General features: G+C 39.9%; 18 protein-coding genes and 2 pseudogenes. 12 read left to right on the forward strand and 8 right to left on the reverse strand.

The window, feature by feature from the left end; genetic code table 11:
- Positions 1-100: pseudogene (locus tag H5126_RS13050) on the forward strand (IS110 family transposase); the annotation flags it as partial.
- 22 nt (positions 101-122) lie between these two features.
- Here the strand turns inward: H5126_RS13050 and H5126_RS13055 are convergent.
- Positions 123-620 (reverse strand): GNAT family N-acetyltransferase, encoded by a 498-nt coding sequence (locus tag H5126_RS13055; protein ID WP_182720995.1) that lies wholly within the window; start codon positions 618-620, stop codon positions 123-125.
- 696 nt (positions 621-1,316) lie between these two features.
- Between H5126_RS13055 and H5126_RS13060 the strand changes: the two genes are divergently transcribed.
- Positions 1,317-1,802 carry a hypothetical protein gene (locus H5126_RS13060; protein WP_010554987.1) on the forward strand — a complete coding sequence of 162 codons (486 nt, stop codon included), beginning with the start codon at positions 1,317-1,319 and terminating at the stop codon, positions 1,800-1,802.
- 354 nt (positions 1,803-2,156) lie between these two features.
- On the opposite strand, the gene H5126_RS13065 is transcribed toward H5126_RS13060, so the two are convergent.
- A complete protein-coding gene (locus tag H5126_RS13065) occupies positions 2,157-3,362 on the reverse strand; it encodes an anhydro-N-acetylmuramic acid kinase (protein ID WP_182720994.1) in 1,206 nt (401 codons plus the stop codon).
- Between the two features lie 149 nt (positions 3,363-3,511).
- On the opposite strand from H5126_RS13065, the gene H5126_RS13070 reads away from it, so the two are divergent.
- From H5126_RS13070 to H5126_RS13085, 4 genes are all read left to right on the forward strand, one after another.
- Positions 3,512-4,006, forward strand: a complete 495-nt coding sequence (locus H5126_RS13070) for a GNAT family N-acetyltransferase (RefSeq protein ID WP_182720993.1) — start codon at positions 3,512-3,514, stop codon at positions 4,004-4,006.
- 179 nt (positions 4,007-4,185) lie between these two features.
- On the forward strand, positions 4,186-5,214 hold the full coding sequence (locus H5126_RS13075; RefSeq protein ID WP_002962785.1) for an NADP-dependent oxidoreductase: 1,029 nt from the start codon (positions 4,186-4,188) through the stop codon (positions 5,212-5,214).
- A 50-nt stretch (positions 5,215-5,264) separates the two neighbouring features.
- Positions 5,265-5,882, forward strand: coding sequence for a glutathione S-transferase family protein (locus H5126_RS13080; protein ID WP_024597791.1), 618 nt, complete (start codon positions 5,265-5,267; stop codon positions 5,880-5,882).
- Positions 5,883-6,107: 225 nt separating this feature from the next.
- The gene (locus tag H5126_RS13085) at positions 6,108-7,727 is read left to right on the forward strand and encodes a methyl-accepting chemotaxis protein (RefSeq protein WP_182695256.1); all 1,620 of its coding nucleotides are present in this window, start codon (positions 6,108-6,110) and stop codon (positions 7,725-7,727) included.
- Positions 7,728-7,798: 71 nt separating this feature from the next.
- On the opposite strand, the gene H5126_RS13090 is transcribed toward H5126_RS13085, so the two are convergent.
- Positions 7,799-8,107 (reverse strand): YkgJ family cysteine cluster protein, encoded by a 309-nt coding sequence (locus H5126_RS13090; RefSeq protein ID WP_002962790.1) that lies wholly within the window; start codon positions 8,105-8,107, stop codon positions 7,799-7,801.
- 45 nt (positions 8,108-8,152) lie between these two features.
- A complete protein-coding gene (locus H5126_RS13095) occupies positions 8,153-10,081 on the reverse strand; it encodes an ATP-dependent DNA helicase RecQ (RefSeq protein ID WP_182720992.1) in 1,929 nt (642 codons plus the stop codon).
- A gap of 513 nt (positions 10,082-10,594) precedes the next feature.
- On the opposite strand from H5126_RS13095, the gene H5126_RS13100 reads away from it, so the two are divergent.
- From H5126_RS13100 to H5126_RS21655, 5 genes and pseudogenes are all read left to right on the forward strand, one after another.
- Complete coding sequence (locus H5126_RS13100) at positions 10,595-11,899, forward strand: NAD(P)/FAD-dependent oxidoreductase (RefSeq protein WP_002962796.1); 1,305 nt, start codon at positions 10,595-10,597, stop codon at positions 11,897-11,899.
- A 137-nt stretch (positions 11,900-12,036) separates the two neighbouring features.
- Positions 12,037-14,127, forward strand: a complete 2,091-nt coding sequence (locus H5126_RS13105) for a cupric reductase (protein ID WP_182720991.1) — start codon at positions 12,037-12,039, stop codon at positions 14,125-14,127.
- 117 nt (positions 14,128-14,244) lie between these two features.
- Positions 14,245-15,744: a DUF2235 domain-containing protein gene (locus H5126_RS13110; protein ID WP_182720990.1), complete on the forward strand. Its 1,500-nt coding sequence runs from the start codon at positions 14,245-14,247 to the stop codon at positions 15,742-15,744.
- Positions 15,745-15,821: 77 nt separating this feature from the next.
- Positions 15,822-16,220: pseudogene (mntA, locus tag H5126_RS21650) on the forward strand (type VII toxin-antitoxin system MntA family adenylyltransferase antitoxin); the annotation flags it as partial.
- Positions 16,203-16,685 carry a type VII toxin-antitoxin system HepT family RNase toxin gene (locus H5126_RS21655; protein ID WP_182720997.1) on the forward strand — a complete coding sequence of 161 codons (483 nt, stop codon included), beginning with the start codon at positions 16,203-16,205 and terminating at the stop codon, positions 16,683-16,685. The pseudogene mntA and the gene H5126_RS21655, both read left to right, overlap by 18 nt.
- A 76-nt stretch (positions 16,686-16,761) precedes the next feature.
- On the opposite strand, the gene H5126_RS13120 is transcribed toward H5126_RS21655, so the two are convergent.
- The 4 genes from H5126_RS13120 to H5126_RS13135 all read right to left on the reverse strand — a co-directional run bounded on the left by H5126_RS13120 (position 16,762) and on the right by H5126_RS13135 (position 20,236).
- Positions 16,762-17,856 carry a Fic family protein gene (locus tag H5126_RS13120; RefSeq protein ID WP_182720989.1) on the reverse strand — a complete coding sequence of 365 codons (1,095 nt, stop codon included), beginning with the start codon at positions 17,854-17,856 and terminating at the stop codon, positions 16,762-16,764.
- A gap of 415 nt (positions 17,857-18,271) precedes the next feature.
- Positions 18,272-19,345, reverse strand: coding sequence for a HipA domain-containing protein (locus H5126_RS13125; protein ID WP_259413686.1), 1,074 nt, complete (start codon positions 19,343-19,345; stop codon positions 18,272-18,274).
- Positions 19,346-19,542: 197 nt separating this feature from the next.
- The gene (locus H5126_RS13130; RefSeq protein WP_259413684.1) at positions 19,543-19,926 is read right to left on the reverse strand and encodes a HipA N-terminal domain-containing protein; all 384 of its coding nucleotides are present in this window, start codon (positions 19,924-19,926) and stop codon (positions 19,543-19,545) included.
- Complete coding sequence (locus H5126_RS13135) at positions 19,910-20,236, reverse strand: helix-turn-helix domain-containing protein (protein WP_033026800.1); 327 nt, start codon at positions 20,234-20,236, stop codon at positions 19,910-19,912. The genes H5126_RS13130 and H5126_RS13135 overlap by 17 nt, the downstream gene beginning before the upstream one ends.
- Before the next feature lie 361 nt (positions 20,237-20,597).
- Here H5126_RS13135 and H5126_RS13140 point away from each other — a divergent pair, with 361 nt between their 5' ends.
- Positions 20,598-21,602 carry a nuclease-related domain-containing protein gene (locus H5126_RS13140; RefSeq protein WP_182720988.1) on the forward strand — a complete coding sequence of 335 codons (1,005 nt, stop codon included), beginning with the start codon at positions 20,598-20,600 and terminating at the stop codon, positions 21,600-21,602.
- Positions 21,603-21,629 lie beyond the last annotated feature (27 nt).

Genomic DNA, 21,629 nt, shown 5'->3' on the forward strand with positions numbered 1-21,629 from the left:
AAAAGTCGCAATAATTGCCTGCATTAGAAAGATGATTGTTATCTTAAATTCAATGCTAAGAGACGGTGTTTCATGGGAAGCGCCAAAAGTTATAAATTAACTATTGACGCCATAGTCTCTTGTTATGCGTTCATTCCATGTGCAGGGCTGATTCTGGACATGATAACCATATCTATATACCGTCCACTTTTGAATGTACTCAAACGCTTAATGCCCTCAGTTTCAAAGCCTACCTTTTCATACAGAGCTTTGGCTGAAAGATTATCAGCATGAACCTCTAATTCAACACGAACTAAATTAAGCCAATTATCAGCTTGATTGATTGCTTCATGCATCAAGGCTTTTCCGACACCTTGTCCGTGACTTTCAGGGTGAACAGCGATGGCAATAGAAGCAGTATGCTTATCCCGAACTTTATCCGTTAGGAATAGCGTCACGTGTCCAATCACCTTACCATCAACTTCTGCGACTAACGTGTATTGATTTGATGCTGAAAAGAGATTTGAAACTTGCGAAGAGCTCAAAAAAGGAAGTTGTGATGTATTTGCCATTACTTCCGTAAAGCTATAAATATTATGAAGATCTTTATGATCAAATTCTTCTAAGTGTCTAATTTTCAAGTTATATCCCTAGTGTAAGATCTGCCGAACACCTAGCAATTTAATAGTACGCTCATCAAGCATATTTCTGCCGACATAACGCTCATCTATCTACTTTATATAGTTTTAGCAAATTACCTAAGGTATTACTATCACTAAGTTTTCTAAAGTTTTTAGGTGAAGTTAATAATCCAATTTGCGCGCAGCGCGCATTTTCATGAATATATGCGCAAAAAGCAGTTTGACCAATCAATTAACTACTATATTTAGCCAATCTCAATAACTGGTTTTCGCTCATAACCGCCTTAGAACATTTGCATTGCGACATTTATCTTGGCCGCTAACACCGCTCTATTAATATGAGGTACAACAATAAACCGCTATCCATACAGTAATAAACCAAAAAAGATAAAGTATAGAATTTTAGTTGGGAATCTCTGTTTAATTAGTTTAAGCCTAAAAACAAAATTCTGTCCCCTATGAAAAGAACCCAAATAAGGAACGGAAGCACCATCGCTACAAGCACTGCCACATATGGCTCTTCATTCCAGATGTGTGATAAAACATTCCAAAGTTGGATGAGAAAGAACAAAAAGATCCTCTTTGATCAAACTACTCAATAATTGTACTAAATAATGCAATTAGTCATAAATCTGTAACTTTGATCCGCGATAATCTCTATCCGATAAATGAATAGACTCAAGAAGATTAAGTAAGATGAGTACACCCTTAGTGCAACTAACATTTGCACTGCAATCATTTGATGATTCTATGTCTGCGGCGATGAGCCACGCTATGGAATATGAAAAGCTATCGCTAAAAGCCAATGCTGCGCATAACATTACGCTGCAGTGTGTGTTGCCTGATGGCGCAAATGAGAGCGATGTTATTTCACTAAGTGCAACGCAGCCCAGTGCGCGTGGGGCGCAGTATTTTACTGAAAAAACGCTGAGCAATGCAGACCTTGAATCTGGTACTGTAAATCTTACTTTAAGTAACATTACACAAAGCCAGTGTTTTGTAGTGCAAATGATGCTGCACGGAAAAAACACGACCTTAAAAGAAAGCCAGCAACTCGATGTGTACATTAAAGCATTTGAGCAAGGCTATATTCCTGAGCAAATAAAAACTGAACATACCAAGTCACAGGGCGTTCGTAGCTACTTTGCAAGTATGGGCTCTACGTTTTTATCGCTGTTTTAATGCAAACTGCACTTAAATTACGCGACACTACTTATAAGTTGTTAGGGCGTGTTGAACTTTGGTGGGTGAATTTACAGCAGTATGTTTGGTTTTTAGGCAAGGCAGAGCCTATGTAGTGTGGTTACTCCCCATAAATAGGCGATAACGCAGCATAAATACCAAACATGCACTGCCCTTTGGGTTCTTTCTAGGGACGATTAACTCTTTGTTGCCTACATGGATGTAGGTAAGGGGCGTGAGCAGGACGCAGAAGCTTTGCTCGGTTTTTACTTAACCCACTAGGTTACAAACCTCGCGCCGCGATTTAATCGCCTCTAGATTGAACAAATTTCAATCCACAAAGACCAACACGCCCTAGTCTGCAAAACTTACTTTACCCATAGTAACTCCCGCAATACCTTGTGCGGTGTTACTTAGGTGTTGCTGCTCTCCGGCTAGGCATTCGTTTGCTAAAATAGCAAATAACACAGCCTCTTTTGCATCAGGGTTAATACCTAAATCGTCGGTATTTTTAAAAGCCTTAATACGTGGGCAAAGCGTTGTAAGTTGCGCCATTAGTAATGGGTTATGAATACCCCCACCACTTGCATACACCACACAATTTTGTGCGCGCTCTGCACACTCGTTTAATGCATTTGCTATAGCGGTTGCTGTAAAGGTATTTAAGGTGGCCATTACATCTTCATGGCTTAAGTGCTGTGTATTTGTAAGCTGCTGTGCGGTGTTTAAATACGCTAAGTTAAATACCTCAGGCCCTGTGGTTTTAGGCATTGGGAGTTTAAAAAATGCGTTATTACACAATGCATTTAATAATGGTGTATTTACCTTGCCTGCTTTAGCTATTTTTGCGCCATCGTCATAATGCATATCTTTAAAATGTTGCTGTACGTAGGCATCCATAATGGTATTACCGGGGCCAATGTCGGAGCTAAACACACGGTTTGCATCACCATTTTTGGGTAAAAACGTTAAGTTAGCTATGCCGCCCATATTTAGCAAAATCCGACTCTCCACAGCGCTCGAAAAATACAAATAATCGCCATACACAGCAAGCGGTGCGCCCTCGCCTCCTGCGGCTATGTGTTTTTGCCTAAAATCACCAATGGTAGTAATACCCGTAGTAACGGCTATTTGGTCGCTATCGCCAATTTGTAAGGTGCCATTAGTAAAGCTTTTGTGATTATGCTGCGACTGCGGGCAGTGGTAAATGGTTTGCCCGTGGCTTGCTATTACATCAATACTTGCTGGGTTTATTTGCCAAGTATGTAAGCACTGGTTAACCATATCGCCATGGAGTTTACCTACCCACGGGTGCAGTAAAGTTACAAGCTCTAAATCGCACTCTCGTTTGGCAAATACCTGCTTTATTTTAGTTTTATAATCATCGTTGTAGTCAACGGTGGTAAAATTTAAAACCTCAATGTGAGTATTTAAGCCCGCGCCCGTTATTTTACACAGTGCAACATCAAGCCCATCCAACGAGGTGCCGCTCATTAAACCAATAATTAAACGGCTTGGTTTTAGGGCGCTGTTATAAAGCGCTTTAATGTGAGGGTGCATAATGGCATCTAAAATAGGTGTAATATTTTGCTTATATTAGAGGACTTTAAAACAAAGTAATAGCCGTAAAGCGTTTAATTTAGGTTCTGATTGTTTAACTCTTAAATGATTGTTAAGTTAGTGTGCATACTAAAAATTTATGAAAAAATATGATCACCCTCAGAGAGTTTAAAGCCCAAGACGCGCCTTTTATTATTAACACCTTAAATGATGAACAGGTAACGCGTTATTTATCGTCAAAAATTCCGTTTCCGTATACGCAAGCCGATGCAAACTGGTGGATAAGCCAAGGCTCAAAAAACGGCATTATTAAGGCCATTGTTGTAAATGGGCAATTTGCGGGCTGTATTGGTATAACTCCCGGCGAATTTGAATACAAACGCAGTGGCGAAATTGGTTATTGGCTTAATAAAGCCTATTGGGGGCAAGGTATTATTACTCGCGCTATTGAACTTATATGCAATGAAGCGTTTGCAAGCTCACACTTAAACAGAATTTTTGGTGCCGTGTTTGCTGGTAATACCGGCTCTATGAAAGCACTTGCTAAGAGCGGCTTTGAGCAAGAGGCTGTGCTTAAACAGGCCATTTATAAAAACGGGGTACTTTACAACAATCATATATTTAGTAAGCTCAAAGCAGACTAATTACTCTAATTAAATCTGCGCAAAGGTTGAATTATCAACCACCCGCCCAAAACTCCTTTATTAAGGTACGCATTGTACATATTCATACTGCTTAGCCGCGCATTATTGTTTAGCTGAACACGATTTTTAAAACGTAAACATTCGGTAAGTAGTTTATTTATATTAATAGGAGATCTTATATGTCTACGACTAGTCGCCAACTTACTCTTGAATCACGCCCTAATGGCGCTCCAACAGATGAAAACTTTAAATTAAAAACGGTAGAGCTTCCTGCATTAAAAGACGGCGAAGTTTTACTACGTACTATTTACCTATCGCTAGACCCGTACATGCGTGGTCGTATGAGCGATGCTAAGTCGTATGCTGACCCTGTTAATATTGGCGATGTAATGGTTGGCGCAACAGTGTGCCAAGTAGAAGAGTCTAAAAACGATAAGTTTAACGAAGGCGAATGGGTACTTGCCTACACAGGTTGGCAAGACTACGCCATTACCGACGGCGAAGGCTTAATGCAGTTAGGTAAAGAGCCTGCAAACCCTTCATACGCATTAGGTATTATGGGTATGCCTGGCTTTACTGCTTACATGGGTTTACTTGATATTGGCCAGCCTAAAGAAGGCGAAACCGTAGTTGTTGCAGCAGCAACAGGCCCTGTAGGCGCAACGGTTGGTCAAATAGCTAAAATTAAAGGCTGTAAAGTAGTGGGTGTTGCTGGTGGTAGCGAAAAATGTGCACACGCCGTTGAAAAACTAGGGTTTGATGCCTGTATTGATCACAAAGCTGATGACTTTGCAGAGCAGTTAGAAAAAGCCTGTGATAAAGGCATTGATGTTTATTACGAAAATGTGGGCGGTAAAGTATTCGACGCCGTACTACCATTACTAAATACCGCAGCACGCGTACCATTGTGTGGTTTAGTATCGCAATATAACGCAACTAGCTTGCCAGAAGGCCCAGACCGTTTAGGTATGCTAATGGGTCAATTGCTTACTAAGCGTATTAAAATGCAAGGCTTTATCATTTTTGATGATTACGGCGACCGTTACGACGAGTTTGCACAAGACATGCAAAAATGGCTACAAGACGGAAAAATTCAATACCGTGAGCACATGGTAGAAGGCATCGAAAATACAGTAGACGCGTTCAACGATATGATATGCGGTAAAAACTTTGGTAAAACTGTGGTTAAAATTAATAACCCACTTTAATTTTATACGGCTTGTAAGGCAAAGCCCTTACAAGCCAAAAAAGGACTGACATGATTAAACTACACCATTTAAATAAATCCCGTTCTAAACGTATAATTTGGCTTTTAGAAGAACTAGATGTTGACTACGAAATTGTGGCTTATCAGCGTAATAAAGATACATTTTTAGCGCCTGATGAACTAAAGCATATTCATCAACTTGGTAAGTCACCGGTAATTGAAGACGGCGGTTTAATTATTGCTGAATCAGGCGCTATTACAGACTACCTTATTACTAAATACGGCAATGGTAAATTTGCTCCAAAAGTAGATACCGCTGAATATGTTGACTACCAACAGTGGCTGCACTTTGCAGAAAGCTCAGCAATTTTACCGCTTTTACTTAAAATGTTTGTACTAAAAGACGGCGCTAAAACACAGTTTTTAGAAGGCTATGCCGACGCTGAAACAGCTAAAGTAATTAGCTACTTTAACGACCGCCTAGAAGGTAAACGTTATTTAGTGGGCGATACCCTAACGGGCGCTGACTTTATGATGTCGTTTATTGTTGAAATAGTTAAAAACTCAGGTCAATTAGCGCACTTTAAAAACCTCGTTAAATACGACGAGCAATTACAAAGCCATGAGAAGTTTCATACAGCTAATGAGCTAGAAGCAAAGTACGACTAAACCTTTATATAATATTTTTATATAACACTAAGGAGCATTTTGCTCCTTTTTTAATACCTGTAAAATATGCCCCGCCAAAGTTACGCTTGTAAACTAAATTAACAATCACCTACCTTATTGCTAATAAAACTTTAATTAATAAGGCATAATGCTGCTATTGTTTAAGTATTTTCACTAATAATACAAGCTGCTCTTGCGCGTATTGACTCACCCTTGGGATCAACCATGACCATAAACATGCGTTTAACGACCGGCTTTGGCGTAATTTTATCAATGATGATTATTTTAACCATTATTGGAATTTCGCGCGTTAGCCTTATTAATAATAACATTACCCACATGACCGACGTAAATTCGGTAAAGCAACGTTACGCAATTAACTTCAGAGGCAGCGTACACGACAGAGCAATAGCCGTGCGCGACGTAGTGCTAATTACCGAGCAAAGCAGTTTAAGTACCGTGTTAAATAACATACAAGAGCTAAACGCATTTTACCAAACGTCAAGCCGCGCTATGGCTAAGCTAATGGGTGATATGAATAGTGAAGAGCGCGCTTTAATTAATAAAATAAATCAAATAGAGCAGCGCACTCAGCCTTTCATTCAAGGTGTAATAAACGCTAAAAATGCAGGAAACCTAAACGAAGCTGAACGCATTTTATTAACCGATGCGCGCCCTGCGTTTACCCAGTGGCTAAGTGTTATAAACCAATTTATAAACCTGCAAGAGCAAGCAAATCAAACCACCACTATTGATACTCTCGATATTGCCAGTTCATTTGAAATTTGGATGATTTCGCTCACCGCGCTTGCAATTTTAATAGGTGCAAGCGTAGCGTATGTTATTAGCCAACTGATCAGAAAGTCAGTAGGTGGCGAACCACAAGAAGCCGCCGAAGTAATTGCCCTTATTGCCCAAGGCGATTTAAGAGGTGATGTACAGTCGTGTTGCCCAAATAGCATGATGGCTTCTGTAGGGGTTATGCAATCTAAATTAAAAGCCATTGTAGATAGCATTATTAACTCATCTGAAGAGCTTTCTACTCACTCTGCAAGCGTAGCGTCTGGCTCGCAGCAAGCACTTAGTGCCGCTGACGCACAAGTAACCTATACAAACTCGGCAGTAAGCAGCCTAGAAGAAATGAGCCGCAGTATTAATGCAGTTGCAGGCTCTGTTAAACAAACCGAAGATAACTCAAAAGTAACTGCACAACTATCGCAGCAAGGTAGTATTGCAGTGCAAAAAGTAGCGGCGGAAATTGAGCAAATTTCTGTAACCGTAAAAGCCACAGTTACCCAAGTAAACGTGCTGCAAGAACATGTAAAACACATTGGCGATATTTTAAGTGTGATCCGCAGCATTTCTGATCAAACAAACTTGCTTGCACTAAATGCGGCAATAGAAGCTGCAAGAGCAGGCGAAACTGGCCGAGGTTTTGCTGTTGTAGCTGACGAGGTAAGGCAACTTGCCCAGCGTACCGGTGATGCAACAGGCGACATTGAAAAGATGATTTTGCAAGTGCAAGAAAACACGCAAGCGTCGGTAACAGCTATGGAAACCACAGTACCGCAAGTAGAAAATGGCCTAACGCTTACCCACGAAGCAAACGAGTTACTGCATCAAATACAGCAACAAGCTAACGACTCATTAAGTAACGTGCTTGAAATTGTTGAATCAACATCAAACCAAGTAGCCACCGTGGCGCAAATTAGTACCGGCGTGGAAGAAATTGCCAGTATGTCTAAAGAAACCAGCATGTCTCTTAACAGTAACGCACAAGAAGCCGTTGCATTAGCTGACCTTTCAAACACGCTTAAAAAGTATATTAGCTACTTTAAAGTTTAATTTTTATAGTAAACAATAAACAAAGGGGCTTTTAAGCCCCTTTGTTGTTTATGTACTTTAATAATAGCGGACTATATACCCGCTAAATCGCGCTCGGTAATGCATTCGTCTGAGGCCATTTCAAACTCGCGGCAAACTAATGGGCGGTTTTCGTAAATGGAGCACATAAGCGTATTGCGGTCGAGTGCTTGGCACCAACCGTCGTCAGCGCGTTTCATTACTTCGCTGCCCCATTTATCGTATTCAATGTAGTTAAATGGCACGCCGGTGTCGGTTACTATGCGCACTTCTAATTGGCAACAACAGGCTTGGCAGTTAGCACACGTAACAGGCTCTGGGGTAGTAGAAATATTTTCAACAGGAATAACAATATGAGGCATAGTGGCTTACTTTTTTGAATAAGCCACTAGGATACAGTAACTAATTTAACGCGCTAGTAGTTTTGCTTTAATATCGCTGTAACGCATTTGCTCGCACAGTGCAAAACCACTCAATTGGCGCACTTTATTACGCGCAAATAATGGCACACTCATCCCAGCTAAAAAGCGGCATTGGGTTTCAATACCCACATTATGATTACCTTTGTCTGCCATATGCGCTAAAAACTCATCCACCTTTTGATAAATAAGTTGCTCCTCAACATATGCAGGCTCTATAGAGTATTCAAGCTTAACCGCATGACCTCTACACACACTACAGTGCCCACATTGCTGTGGTGCATTTTGATCGTCAAAATAGCGCGCTAAGTTATAGCTCAAGCAACTTTGTAGCTCAAAAAAGCGTACCAGTGCAGCAATACGTTTAATTTCGGCTTGTTCTTTATCACTAAAGTAGTCGTGTAGTTGCTGGGCAAGTTCTGGGTTATTTATAACCTCGCTATGCACTTTGTATACTTGGGTAATACGTTTGGTTTCGAGCGTTATTAGGTTTTTTTCGGCTAGGTAATCAAGGGCTGCCACTACGCGTTTTCGATCAACCTGCGCGGCTTGCGTAAGGGAGTCAAAATTTAGCGTGCCCCATATTTTTTTAAAATCGGTATGGCTAAATATTTGTGTTAAAAATGCTTGGCGTTGCTCGTCAAACTGGCTTAGTAGCTCGTTTTTATCGACCAAAAATTTATATTTAAAATCAGCGTAGTAGGCATATTGCGGCGTTATAGCGCCTTGCATTTCTAGTTGTACAAGTAAGGTTTTAAGTGCCAGTTGTCTAATATTACTTTCGCTTGATAAGCTGTATTCTTGCATTTCCCATTGCTGGTGGCTTTGGCGAATATCGTTAATTACGTATTCAATACCGCTAAGCTCAGGGGTGTCGCCATATACAAAGTTTTCAACCGTATTTAGCCCATCTAAATTGGCAAGGGTGTAGCAGTTTGATGGATTGCCATCGCGCCCTGCTCGGCCAATTTCTTGGCTGTAGTTTTCAATCGATTTTGGTAAATCGTAATGTATAACAAAACGAATATCTGACTTATCAACGCCCATACCAAAGGCTATGGTTGCCACCACTACGTTAATTTTACCCGCCATAAAGTCATCTTGAATTTGCCAGCGTAGCGTATCTTCAAGCCCCGCATGATACGCCACCGCGTGCACACCTTGTGCACTTAGCACATTAGCAACTTGCTCGGCGCTTTGCTGTAGCGTTACATACACAATACCAGGGCCATTTTGCGCGCGCACAATGTTGGTAAGCTCGGTGTTTTTATCGGCGGTTTTAACGCTCAGCACGCTTAAATCTAAATTGGCGCGATAAAAGCCCGTTTGCACAATACACTCAGGCGATATAGCAAATCGCTCTGCCATATCGCGTTTAACTTTTTTAGTCGCCGTTGCCGTAAGCAGCAATACTAAAGGAATATTAAGCTCTTCGCGGTAACGCGGTAGTTTAAGGTAGTCGGGTCTAAAGTTATGGCCCCATTCAGATATACAGTGCGCTTCGTCTACCACTAACATCGAAAGCGCCACCTGGCTTATAAACTCTCTAAAACGCTCGTTTTTAAAGCGCTCAACCGACACCATTAGTACTTTAATTTTACCATTTCGCACATCATTCATTACGGTGCTGCTTTGCATTTGATCTTGGCTCGAATCAAGGCTAGCCGCGTAAATACCTTTGCTATTTAAAAAGCTAATTTGATCTTTCATCAATGCTAGTAAAGGCGAAACAACTAACGTTAAATTTGGTAAATGCAACGCAGTTAATTGATAGCACAACGATTTACCCGAGCCGGTCGGAAATATAGCCAACGACGATTGACCATTTAAAAGCTGCTCTATAGTTTGTTGTTGCCCTGTTCTAAATTGGCTAAAACCAAAGTGCTGCTCAAGTGATTGAATTAGTGGCGTGGTCATAAATGTCCTTTTGATGGCTAAACAATAGTCATGCTTATAAAAATGCGGTGTAGATGAAATATTTGCATGTATACCCAAACCATCTCAAGATGAGAGTTTCAGTTGGAGTTAAAAGCGATTTAGGCAAGGCATTGATTGCAAATAATAGTGGTTCTATTGTTAAAATCAATAACGCAGTATAAATCGCTTTTAAACCAACCCATTGGGCGTTTCACAGGCACTTACTCTCATCGTTGTTACTTCTTAAAAGGGGGCTGCCATTCTTGCAAAGTAACGCCTTGATATTAAGCCCCTGTGAAACGCTGAATTCTGCATATTGAGACGGTTTGGGTATAAGTATACAACAAATAACATTATTTATTGCTGACATCACCTTTATTTAAGCGCAAACTAGAGCACTATAAAATGAGTAGTAACTACTTGTTGCCAAAATAATTTATTGATACCCAAGTCATCTTAAAAAACGAATAAAAATACAGATCACTTGGGTATATTATTTTTGAGGGCAACGTTATGAATATTACTACACCTAAAATCGTCGTTATTGGCGGTGGTGCTGGCGGATTAGAACTCGCAACGCAATTAGGTCATAAATTAGGAAAAAAAAAACAAGCTGAAATTCTACTAATAGATAAAAACCGTACCCACATATGGAAGCCGTTACTGCACGAAGTAGCGACAGGCTCTATTGACCCCGATTTAGATGGCGTTGTGTATTCAGCCCATGCTGCAAAACACCACTATAACTTTCAACTTGGTACTTTTTGCAATATAGATCAAAGCAATAAAACAGTTACCCTTGCACCACTTTTAGACGAGCTAGGCCACACAATTTTACCCGAGCGCACCGTGCGCTACGACCACCTAGTCATTGCCATTGGCAGCGTAAGTAACGACTTTAATACCCCAGGTATAAAAGATCACTGCTACTTTTTAGACTCAAACCAACAAGCAGAGCGCTTTCAGCATTCATTACTAGATAGCTTTACACGCCTTCACCAAGACGACAACCAACAGCAATCACTTAATATTGCCATTGTAGGCGGCGGTGCTACCGGTGTTGAACTCTCAGCTGAGCTTTATCATGTGTCTGAACTATTAAAGCTTTATGGCTTAACAAATATGTCGTCTAAGCGTTTACATATACATTTAATAGAGGCCGGACCACGTATTTTACCAGCATTACCAGAGCGTATTGCCGTAAGTGCAAAACGTGAGCTATTAAAACTTGGCGTAAACGTGCGCGAGCAAACACAAGTAAAAGAAGGCACCGCACAAGGCTTTATCACCAAAGATGAAGAACACATTGATGCCGATATTATGGTGTGGGCAGCAGGCGTAAAAGCACCTGATTTTATAAAAGACTTAGGTATTTTTGAGCTGACGCGCAGCAACCAAATTCAAGTAAACGAGTTTTTACAAAGCACCGTAGACGAAAGCATTTTTGTATTAGGCGATTGCTGCGCATTTACCCAAGCCGATGGCAAGCAAGTACCACCTCGAGCACAATCGGCGCATCAAATGGCGCAGTGCGTCGAAAAAAATCTAATCGCAACGCTAAAGCAGCAACCACTACGCGGCTTTAAATACAGCGACCATGGCTCACTTGTTAACTTATCAAGCTACAGCACTGTAGGCAACTTAATGGGCAATCTAACCAGCAATACCTTTTTTATTGAAGGTAAAATTGCCCGCTTTATGTATATATCTTTATACCGTATGCACCAACGCGCCATACACGGTAGCGCAAAAACCTTTGCATTATGGATAAGCGAAAAAGTGCTGCGTGTAGTGCGCCCTAAAATGAAGTTGCACTAATAAATTAAGTACGCTCACAAAACCACAAAAAAGCTTTAAGAGTTAATAAGTATTATCTCTTAAAGCTTTTTTGCACTTTGCGTACCTAAAGTAGTACGATGTGAGAATATTTTAATAACATCAAAGGATTGGCGGTTATGAAAAAGCTACTTCTCGGACTTATAATTATAGCGGCTTTGGCAGTATATCTATTTAAAACCCAGCCTAACACAGCCGATGTAGAGCAGCCCAACGTGGCTGCACCAAATGCCACTGAGCCTAACTTAGTTAATAAAAAGCAGCCTGCAGAAGGCACCCCGCTTCGAATAGTCACAGATCTAAAAAAAGATATTCGCCTTTGCAGAGATCAATCACAGCAACAACATATAAAAATAAATAATTTAAACCAATCGCTTGTTTCATTTTTTGTGAGTGAGCTTAAAAAAGGGACGTCGGTCCCTACGATTTTAAAGTATGCAAACCTATCAGAAATCAATAAGCGTCAATACATTGCCTTTTTAAGAGATGCCATAGTTACTGAGCAAAAACAGCAGCTTAATATTACTAGCTCTTTAAACGAATTAGCTAATTGGCAAGGCATTGAGGCAATTAAAGGCTTCACCAATGATAAAGTAAAAGAAATGATTCAACAGCTTGGAGATAATAAGCATAGCCCTCCAGGACTTACTCTGAGTGTACCCCTTGATGAAAATGTACAAAAAGAAACCCTTTATGCTTTATTAAACAACACAGATACATTTACCACTTATTCTAAAACGTTTATTAAACTTGAAGGCAGTGAGGTTATTTCCCCGGCTACATTGTTTGTGCTTAATGCAAATAAATTTACGCCAAAAGAGTTTGAGCAGGCAATTTCATCTAACCAATTCACAGTAAATGAAGTGGCTACTGCGATTAAAAACAACATTCCTAATGAGTATATTTTTGCGCTTATGAAGCAGGTGTCGGCACTGGATGCTATGCCGCTGTACGAAGAAAATTCTGTTTTATATAACATGGCTGATATTGCCGTAAGCCAGTTTAATTTACCGCTTGTAAAAGCACTGCAGCAACTAGGCGTAACACCAACCAATCAGCCAGGCTTATTTACGGGTTTAGACGTTGCAATAGTAAGCCTGCCTAAAAGCGGTAACTTAACGCTAGCCCCTTTAGATGCAAAGCATACTCAAATGTTGGACTACCTTACAGAGCAGGGCTATAAAGCTCATATCGGCAATGCTAGTGACTACCTAAATAGCAAAGGCGTTTTTTTTGTAAGTGATTTTATTTACCAGCAAGGCGCCTATATTAATGGGCAGGAAAACCCTGAGCAATATGCTTACTTTAACCCTATTGGTAAAATAGATAACGCCACATTGCCCCAAGTGAGTGAGCCCGATAATTCTGATGTTGCACGTTTTTTAGTAGATTTGAAGCAACAAAAGAAAGATCTAGATAATAAAAGACAAAACTGTGAACTATTACAGCAGCAGTTAAGCGCTACAGAACAATTACACTCTACTATGCGAGCATATAATACGGTGCTAGAGGTAAAAAAAGAGCAAGGTAATAACTTCGAATATGTTTTACAAGAACAAGACCCCGTATTAGTTAATTACTGGTGGAGTATACTAAGCAATCAGCTTTCAAACGATAGAAGTCAAAGCGCGTTCAGCCAATATTTGTCTAAAAAAGATTACCAAAAAGCTTATGAGTACAGCCTTAGTACACCATTAACTCAAACAGAAACCGATACACTTTTTACATTCCTACTATTAGAGCCTCATGACTTTATAACGATCTGGCAAAGCCGAGTTGAACCTAAGCCACCGAGTGATTTAGCAAGATTAAGTCGTTTTCCTCTTAGTCAATGGCAAAAGCTTAAACAAGCTGGTTTTGATTTTTCGATTACCGATACGTATGGGCGCGACGTTTATGTACAAGCTGTATCGTCTTCTGTCGAGGTAGTACAATTTCTAATTGATAATAAAATACCCGCTGATTCAGAAAAATTAGGCGTAGATATACTCGACCTAGCGCTTGAGCAAAGCTACACCAAAGGGGAGTTAAGCCCAATGATTCCTTTAGCCTTACAGCTTGTTGAAAAAATTGAACCGAATCACCTTTCTCGCGCAGCACGATTAAAAACGTTTTATCCTGAGGTTTACGAGCAATTAATTAAGTTAAACCCCGCATTAAAACCCGCAGAGGGCACGCAGCTAAATCACTATACTTTTAATAGCCTATAACCCGCACTTTTAATACGCCAACAAATTAGTTGGCGTATTTGTTACTAACCTAAATATTGTCTTTAATATTTAACATTGTCTGTGTAGAGTATTTAAAACAACTAAGGAAATTGGGTTATGACGGGTAAAACGCTAATTTTTAATTTTGACGGCACAGGAAACGAGCCCCGTGATGCAGAGCAATTTAGCTCAGAGCATTTTAAAGAAGACTCTAATATTACCAACATTCTAAAATTGCATTTACTGCTTGGCGGTAAATTAGAAGACTCCCCCATTACTCCTTTTGCTAACCAACTCAGTTTTTATTATCAAGGTATTGGCACTAAAGGCAGCCGCCTTAAACGCATTTTAAACCAAACTCTTGCACCTCGTGGTGACGACGTATCCAGTATTTTAAATCAAGCATTAAGCGACTTTAAAGCTCACTACCTAATAGGCGATACCATACTGCTAACGGGTTTTAGCCGAGGCGGTGCACTTGCTAGGCGTTTTGCCAAAATCCTTGAGCCTTTAATTGCTGATAATGTTTACGTATGTGTGTTTGATACTGTCGCCTCTATTGGCTTATCAAAAGTAAGTAAAGCCACACGCGGCGCAGAGCACGTTATTTTTGAAAACCACACCATTGCCAACAACATTACTCACGCGCTGCACTGCGTAGCCCTTGATGAAAAACGCCGCGCGTTTGAACCCACACTCATGAACCATCAAAGCAATATTACCGAGCTATGGTTTGCAGGAGCGCATTCAGACATTGGCGGCGGTTACTACCGCGATGGCCTAGCCGATATTTGCTTGCGCTACGCACTTGAGTGGTTAATAGAACAACCGCTTAATATTTCGTTACTCACTAGCCACGATATAGATTACGAAACCCTACTCCCCGATAGCAACTTAGTAGCACAAGATGACGTAACCGTAACGCCCGATCCGCTCGCATTAAGTCATCAACAAAATTACTTTTGGTTTAACCCATTTTTTAAATTAGTAGATAGGCAGTGCTATGTATTAATTGATGACGAAGCCAGCAACCTTGAGCCTTTAGTGCACTTCAGCGTAGCCGAACGCATTAATAAGCTAACCAGTTACCGCCCAGAATCGCTTAAAAAACTGCATTACAAAATTAGCTATAACGACAACACCACACTTAGCTTTATTGGTTTAAGCCAACATATAGAACTGGCTAATCAAAACATGAGTGTGCTGGGCATTAACCAAAGCCAAGATGTAATGGTATTTGCCTCTGAGCAATACAATGCAACCGGCCTCATGCTAGAGCAAGGCGCTACGTACCGCTTTACCCCATACCCAAATCAATATTGGTTTGACGATGGCATAAAGTGCACGCCATTAGGCTGGAACCGCGATAACGTTCAACTTGGCGTAAAAGAAATCCCGATGGCTGTGCTTGAACCATTTAGACGATTTCCTCGCGCACAATGGTTTTCACTCATTGGTGCTATAAATAAAAACGACGATCACCTTTTTGAAATAGCCAACGGCGCCGACATTAAAATGGATAAATCAGGCGAGTTTTGCCCATTCGCAAACGACCTAAGCCGCTTTTATGGCGCTAATGCAGGTAAAATAAAAGTAAAAGTAACGCGGTTGGAATAGTATTTTAAATTGTAGGCGGGAGTTTACCTCGCGCAAAAGCGAAGCGTTTAAATTAAATAAAACAAATATCAGTTTTAATGTTCACTATAAAACTGACAGGTTATTATTACTGTTTTTATCAATGGTTACTTTTCGTGGCAAATGAAGTTATACAAAAAATAATTGAGTATTTACATCAAAACACCGACATTGATGTAGTTTGGCTATATGGCTCCCATGCAAAAGGGACAGCCCAGCCCCATAGTGACATTGATTTAGCCATAGCATTTAAAAACTTTGATCTGGAATCGTTCGATAAGCGCCTTAGGCCAAAAGAGCTTGAGCTTGAAATAAGTAATGCACTTAATCTTAACGAACAACTTATTTCGATTGTTGATATAAATATTATTCCAAGTTATTTAGCTTTCAACGTTATTGAATATGGAAAAATAATTATAAGCAATAATAGTGTTAGAGCGATGAAAGAGCAGCAGCGTATAAATAGCCAGTTCGAATTTGAAACCATAGCGAGTAAACATATTGATACCGGAATTACACTTTATTTAAGTGAAGTAACACGCCATGTTGACGAATATATGCAAGAACTCGACGAGCTCAGTCAAATCGATTCACTTAATAGCAGAGACTACCGAGCTGCAGAGCGATTACTACAGTTAATGACCGCGGTGTGTATTGGTTTATCAAAGCATTGGCTAAAGCAGCACAAAAGTAGTACCAGTAGCAACGCCTATCAAACATTTAGCGAACTTACTAATTTAGGCTTTTTGAGCGAGGCAGAACTACTTTCATGGCGTAAAATTATAGGCTTACGAAATGCTCTTGTTCACGATTACTTAAATATTGACCAAAGTATCGTTAAAACAATCATTAAAAAGCAACACTACACAACTATGCACGCATTTAGTATTAAAGCGATTACAGAGCTAAACAAAGATTCATAGATAAAACCTCCCCTACAACAATTCAAACACCTATTCACCTCACACAATGAGGCGAATAATATGTGTAATTGCCTCATTAGGCAATTTTGTAACGTGTACTACGCCCACCTGCGGCGGTTTTTGTTAAAAATCCAAGCGTTTGCAAGTCCGATAAATGGCGTGTTGCGGTTGCACGGCTAACCTTAGCTACCTTTTGATACTGACTCGCGCTAATACCCTGTTCAAATTGGCCATCAAGTAACTTATTAAGCACTTTTACTTGCTGCTCACCTAGCTTTGTTTGATCTTTACTTGCCCAGTAATTGGTTTTAAAAATTGTTTGCTCAATATTATTAAGCGTATGGTGTATCGCATTATTAAGCGTACATAAAAACCACTTAATCCACTTTGTAATACAAAGATCTCCACGTTGAGTGGCTTCAAGCACCTCGTAGTAGCTTTTTCTGTCTTCTAAAATAGCCACCGACATAGCGTAAAACCGAATTGACTCAGCATGTTCTTGCGCTAATGCCAGGTCGGTTATAAGGCGTGTAATACGCCCATTACCATCCTCAAGTGGATGTATTGTTACAAACCATAAGTGTGCGATAGCTGCCCGAATAAAAGGATCTATTTGAGGTTCGTTTTGCGTTTTGTTAAACCAGTTAAAAAATAGCGAAAGCTCTTTATTTACTCGCTCTTTAGGAGGCGCCGTAAAATGTAATACCGGTTTATCTAAGCGCCCCGATACCACTTGCATTGGCTCGTCACCACGCAATTGCCCACCCTCAATTTTAGTAAATAAGCTTTGCTCACCTGCAAACAATAAGCGATGCCAATTAAGCACTCGCTCTAAATTAAGCGGTGAGTCTGTGTTATTTATTGCATCAAGCATAATCTCTGCAAGATTATCGCTTTGCACTGTTGTTGGGTAAGGTTGCTCATTAATATTGAGCTTTTTAGCAAGAGAAGAGCGAACCGAAAATGCATTAAGCTTTTCACCCTCAATCGCACTGGAGTAAATAATATTTGCAAGTAAGGTATCAAGGGCCTGCTGCTTTTGTTGAGCACTTTGCACGCCCATACGCCCTACTAATAAACCTTGATTATATGAAAGATCTCTTAGTAAAGGAGCAAGCGCTGCAGCATCCCACGTAAAGTTTGGCCAGTTTTGCTGTTGCCATATCCACATAGTCTTTACTCCTAAAGGTAATTAGCTTCAGTCTATGCTACTTATTTGCCTCATGCAATGAGGCGAATAGAAGAGTTAATTGCCTCATTACTTTTAAGCGCTACATTGAACAGTAATTCACTTTCCTGTGGTAAAAAAATGTATTTTTAAGCGAGGTATAAAACCTCACCTACATTAATGTAAACACCACTCTTAACAAAAGCGTAGGTGCGATTTTATATCGCGCTTTGGCTTTTAAATAAGGCCAAGCTGAACACCTGTAGGCGCCCAGCTTGCTTGCGCGAAAAGCGTAGCTTTTAAATTGTAAGCCGGAATTTATCTCGCGCTTTTAATTTTAATTTGTAAATATCGCGTTGATGCTGGCAACCAAAATATGAATTACTTACTCAAAATACGTGTATTTATTTTCTGAAATTTAAATAAATGCATCCATATTTGGTAGTTGTATTATTTGCTCACTCAGCTTATTTGCAGCTTTATTAATTATTCTTATGCACAAATCAATGTGTGCTAATTCAGCAGTAGACAAGTTATTTTTAACAGCAGAAACTTTAGCCGTATCAATTGCGGCTAATACAGAGTCAACGGTTTGACTCATAAGTAGTTGCATCCGTGGTAGTGAAATAGCAAATTCATCAGCAAAATCAGCTAACATGTAAGCTGTAATCTCATTAGTAAAATTGCCTGCACTTTGCGAATTATGCTCACCCACTGACATAGCATAACACCTTGATATTTTGGGCTGTAAATAGCCCATATCACGGTCAATGCTTCCCTGCTCAATAATAGCCTCTATATTTACCAAGTCGTAAAACGGCGTAAGCTCTAAACCATTTTTACCAACAAAAAAACTAATGTTTTTGCCATGAGCATCGTAATTACGTACTAAAATATTAAATGTCATCCAACGAATAAGCTGAGCCTCATACGCTTGTACATTCGTTGTTTTAACACTAAAGAGTTTTGCAAAAGAAACGCCATCTCGAATATAAATACCATCCCCATCATCACCATGCTGACGCTCATATTTATAAGAAGGAGGTAAATTAGTGGCTTGGCAACCATCAATAATATGACGACGTAATACACGGTTTTGATCTTGTGTAACGCGCCTATCAAAGCGATCTATTACAAATACTCTTACATCTGCGTAAGTACGCAACTCAACATGGGGAACATTGAGCCCCGACTCTTTTGCCAAAAGCATGGTAAAAAGTTCATTTACTGCAATGAAAGGAGCGGTACCTGTTTCGAATTTAAAAATTTTATTAGAACATAGCTCCCCTTCACCAAATCCTAATTTACTATCGATTTCGAGTAGGTTTAGTTTGTCTTGAACGCCAGCAACAGAGAGCCGAGTTCGGCCATCCCAATGAGTAATTGGCTCGCCAACTTGTACAAAGCGTTTAAGTTTTTGGCTTAGCTCGTCACTAGGGTCTGCTGTTCTTTCAAGGTTAAATTTGCAGCAGCCTGTTTGGTATTTAGGCAAGGCAGAGCCTATGCAGTGTGGTTATTCCCCATAAATGGGCGATAACGTAGCATTAATGCCAAACAGGCGCTGCCCGAAGGGTTCTTCCTAGGAGCTATTTACTCTTTGTTGCTCGGTTTTTACTTAGCCCACTAGGTTGCAAATCTCGCATCGCGATTAAATAGCTCCTAGTTTGGACAAATTTTAATCCGCAAAGATCAACAGACCCTAGTTACTTCACGAAAAGATGTTTGCTTTAAAGTACTGTTACTTGCTCTAAACGACAAAGCGCCTGACGTTTCCTCGCCAATTACTTTAATCAAACCAAACGTATTATTTTTAGAGATAGTAGTACTACTTATAATCTCATCAAGACCTTTGCCCTCGGGTAATAAGTTTTGTAAATAATTACGCACATCACGTGAGTCAAAATCACCATTGAGCGGTAAGTGTGGTGAAATAGCAAAACCCTTGTTAATCCACTCAAGCTCATAGGTAAATGCAATTTCATTTTCAGAGCCTATATCAAGGGTTATCGCACCTATCTTTTGCGTATGCCCAATAAATACATCCAAGCTATTTTTTTTAATACCACTGCTCATCGCTCACCTCATCCTTGTTATTGTGGTGCGATTCGTCATCACTGACAAGGCTAAACGACAACCCCAAGTATTCCATCACTTTGAGTACATTAAAAAACTGCACATTCACATCACCTTTTTCTATTTTTATCAGCGTAGGCTTTGAAATATTAAGTGCTTGCGATACATCAACCAGCGTAAGCTTCATGCCGGTTCGCTTTGAAGTAATCGCTTTAGCGAGTCGCACCGACGAAAACGGCTTTGATAGATCAGGCATTTCAGTGCGTTTAACAACTCTTCCAAGTGTTTTTTTTGCTAGTAATTCACTCATTAAAGGTCAACTATAGTTTACTTATACAATTTATTTTAGGGTAGCCTACCCAAAAGTCAAATATAACTTACTTTTAAGTGTGAATGTATATTCATCAACTATAAGTAAACCCTACTTTACTTATAGGCGGTAAAATAAAACCCAACCCCATAAGTAAAACATAAGTTACTTATGGGAAGTTAATGACATTTTGAGCTTAATAGCCAAGCTCAACACCTGTAGGCGCGAAGCTTGCTCGCGCGAAAAGCGTAGCTTTTAAATTGTAGGTGGGAGTTTCTCTCGCGTTTTTTGAACTTAAGCAGTATTCTTATTCGGTACTTCAATGATATTCTAAGCAAATACATGATTGAAAGGACGCCTCATGATTCTAAAAGATAAAACCCTCATCAACAGCAACTCATCTAAAATACAAGCAGGTCAAAAGCAAGAGCTCGACGTTGCCTTTTATTTACGCCGCGCCTTTAAAGATCATAGTCAGGTATTTGTGTTTAACGATGTAAAATTTAAACACAATGGCGAAACCGCACAAATAGACCATCTAATCGCATACACCTATGGCTTTATTCTTATCGAATCTAAAAGCATTACAGGGGAAGTAACAATTAATGAACATCAAGAATGGAGTCGCAGTTACCGCGGCAACTGGCAAGGTATGCCATCGCCAATAAAACAGGTTGAACTACAACTAGAGCTATTAAAAAGCCTAATGCGCGACAATGCACCAAAGCTACTCACTAAATTATTTGGCAAGCTGCAACAGGGTTTTGGTGGCAGAGAGTGGCATAGTATTTGTGCCATATCGAGCAACGCCATTATCAACCGGAAAAACACACCAAAAACAATTGAAGAGAGGCTGGTTAAATCAGAATTTATAACTGATAAATTACTCGAAATAATGAAGCTTCCTGCGTCTAAACCTAATCCGCTTCATCTTTTTACAACGAACGTTCGACCGTGGTTCAGTGAAGAAACACTGGATAGAATTTGCCAGTTTATTTTAGAGCAAAATATATCACCTATCTTACAAGAGCCTTCATATGTATCTGCAAAGATAAGCGAATCAGAACCTGTTTACGATGATACTTTAATAGCGACTAAGCAAACCATTACTGAACAAGTAAAACCTAAAAGTGACCTAATCAAAGAGATAACATTAGCTTGTAAGCAATGTAATAGTTCGACTAACTTACAGCCTCTTTCTGGACGTTATGGTTACTTTGTGAAATGCGGCAATTGCAGTGTAAACACACCAATGAAATCACCATGCCCTGAGTGCTCAAGCATCAATACTAAAACAAGCAAACGTAAAGAAAATTACTCTTTAGTATGCAAAGATTGTGAGATAAGTACGCCTATTAAGCTTTAGCACTTGTAGGTGTGATTTTACATCGCG

Source organism: Pseudoalteromonas sp. SG45-3, assembly GCF_014164075.1.
Lineage (GTDB): Bacteria > Pseudomonadota > Gammaproteobacteria > Enterobacterales > Alteromonadaceae > Pseudoalteromonas > Pseudoalteromonas distincta.

Bases quoted from the DNA above. Each gene is read 5' to 3' on its own strand.
- H5126_RS13060 (WP_010554987.1), top strand. From the start codon at position 1,317: ATGAGTACACCCTTAGTGCAACTAACATTTGCACTGCAATCATTTGAT.
- H5126_RS13065 (WP_182720994.1), bottom strand. From the start codon at position 3,362: ATGCACCCTCACATTAAAGCGCTTTATAACAGCGCCCTAAAACCAAGC.
- H5126_RS13070 (WP_182720993.1), top strand. From the start codon at position 3,512: ATGATCACCCTCAGAGAGTTTAAAGCCCAAGACGCGCCTTTTATTATT.
- H5126_RS13075 (WP_002962785.1), top strand. From the start codon at position 4,186: ATGTCTACGACTAGTCGCCAACTTACTCTTGAATCACGCCCTAATGGC.
- H5126_RS13080 (WP_024597791.1), top strand. From the start codon at position 5,265: ATGATTAAACTACACCATTTAAATAAATCCCGTTCTAAACGTATAATT.
- H5126_RS13085 (WP_182695256.1), top strand. From the start codon at position 6,108: ATGACCATAAACATGCGTTTAACGACCGGCTTTGGCGTAATTTTATCA.
- H5126_RS13090 (WP_002962790.1), bottom strand. From the start codon at position 8,107: ATGCCTCATATTGTTATTCCTGTTGAAAATATTTCTACTACCCCAGAG.
- H5126_RS13095 (WP_182720992.1), bottom strand. From the start codon at position 10,081: ATGACCACGCCACTAATTCAATCACTTGAGCAGCACTTTGGTTTTAGC.
- H5126_RS13100 (WP_002962796.1), top strand. From the start codon at position 10,595: ATGAATATTACTACACCTAAAATCGTCGTTATTGGCGGTGGTGCTGGC.
- H5126_RS13105 (WP_182720991.1), top strand. From the start codon at position 12,037: ATGAAAAAGCTACTTCTCGGACTTATAATTATAGCGGCTTTGGCAGTA.
- H5126_RS13110 (WP_182720990.1), top strand. From the start codon at position 14,245: ATGACGGGTAAAACGCTAATTTTTAATTTTGACGGCACAGGAAACGAG.
- H5126_RS21655 (WP_182720997.1), top strand. From the start codon at position 16,203: ATGAAAGAGCAGCAGCGTATAAATAGCCAGTTCGAATTTGAAACCATA.
- H5126_RS13120 (WP_182720989.1), bottom strand. From the start codon at position 17,856: ATGTGGATATGGCAACAGCAAAACTGGCCAAACTTTACGTGGGATGCT.
- H5126_RS13130 (WP_259413684.1), bottom strand. From the start codon at position 19,926: ATGAGCAGTGGTATTAAAAAAAATAGCTTGGATGTATTTATTGGGCAT.
- H5126_RS13135 (WP_033026800.1), bottom strand. From the start codon at position 20,236: ATGAGTGAATTACTAGCAAAAAAAACACTTGGAAGAGTTGTTAAACGC.
- H5126_RS13140 (WP_182720988.1), top strand. From the start codon at position 20,598: ATGATTCTAAAAGATAAAACCCTCATCAACAGCAACTCATCTAAAATA.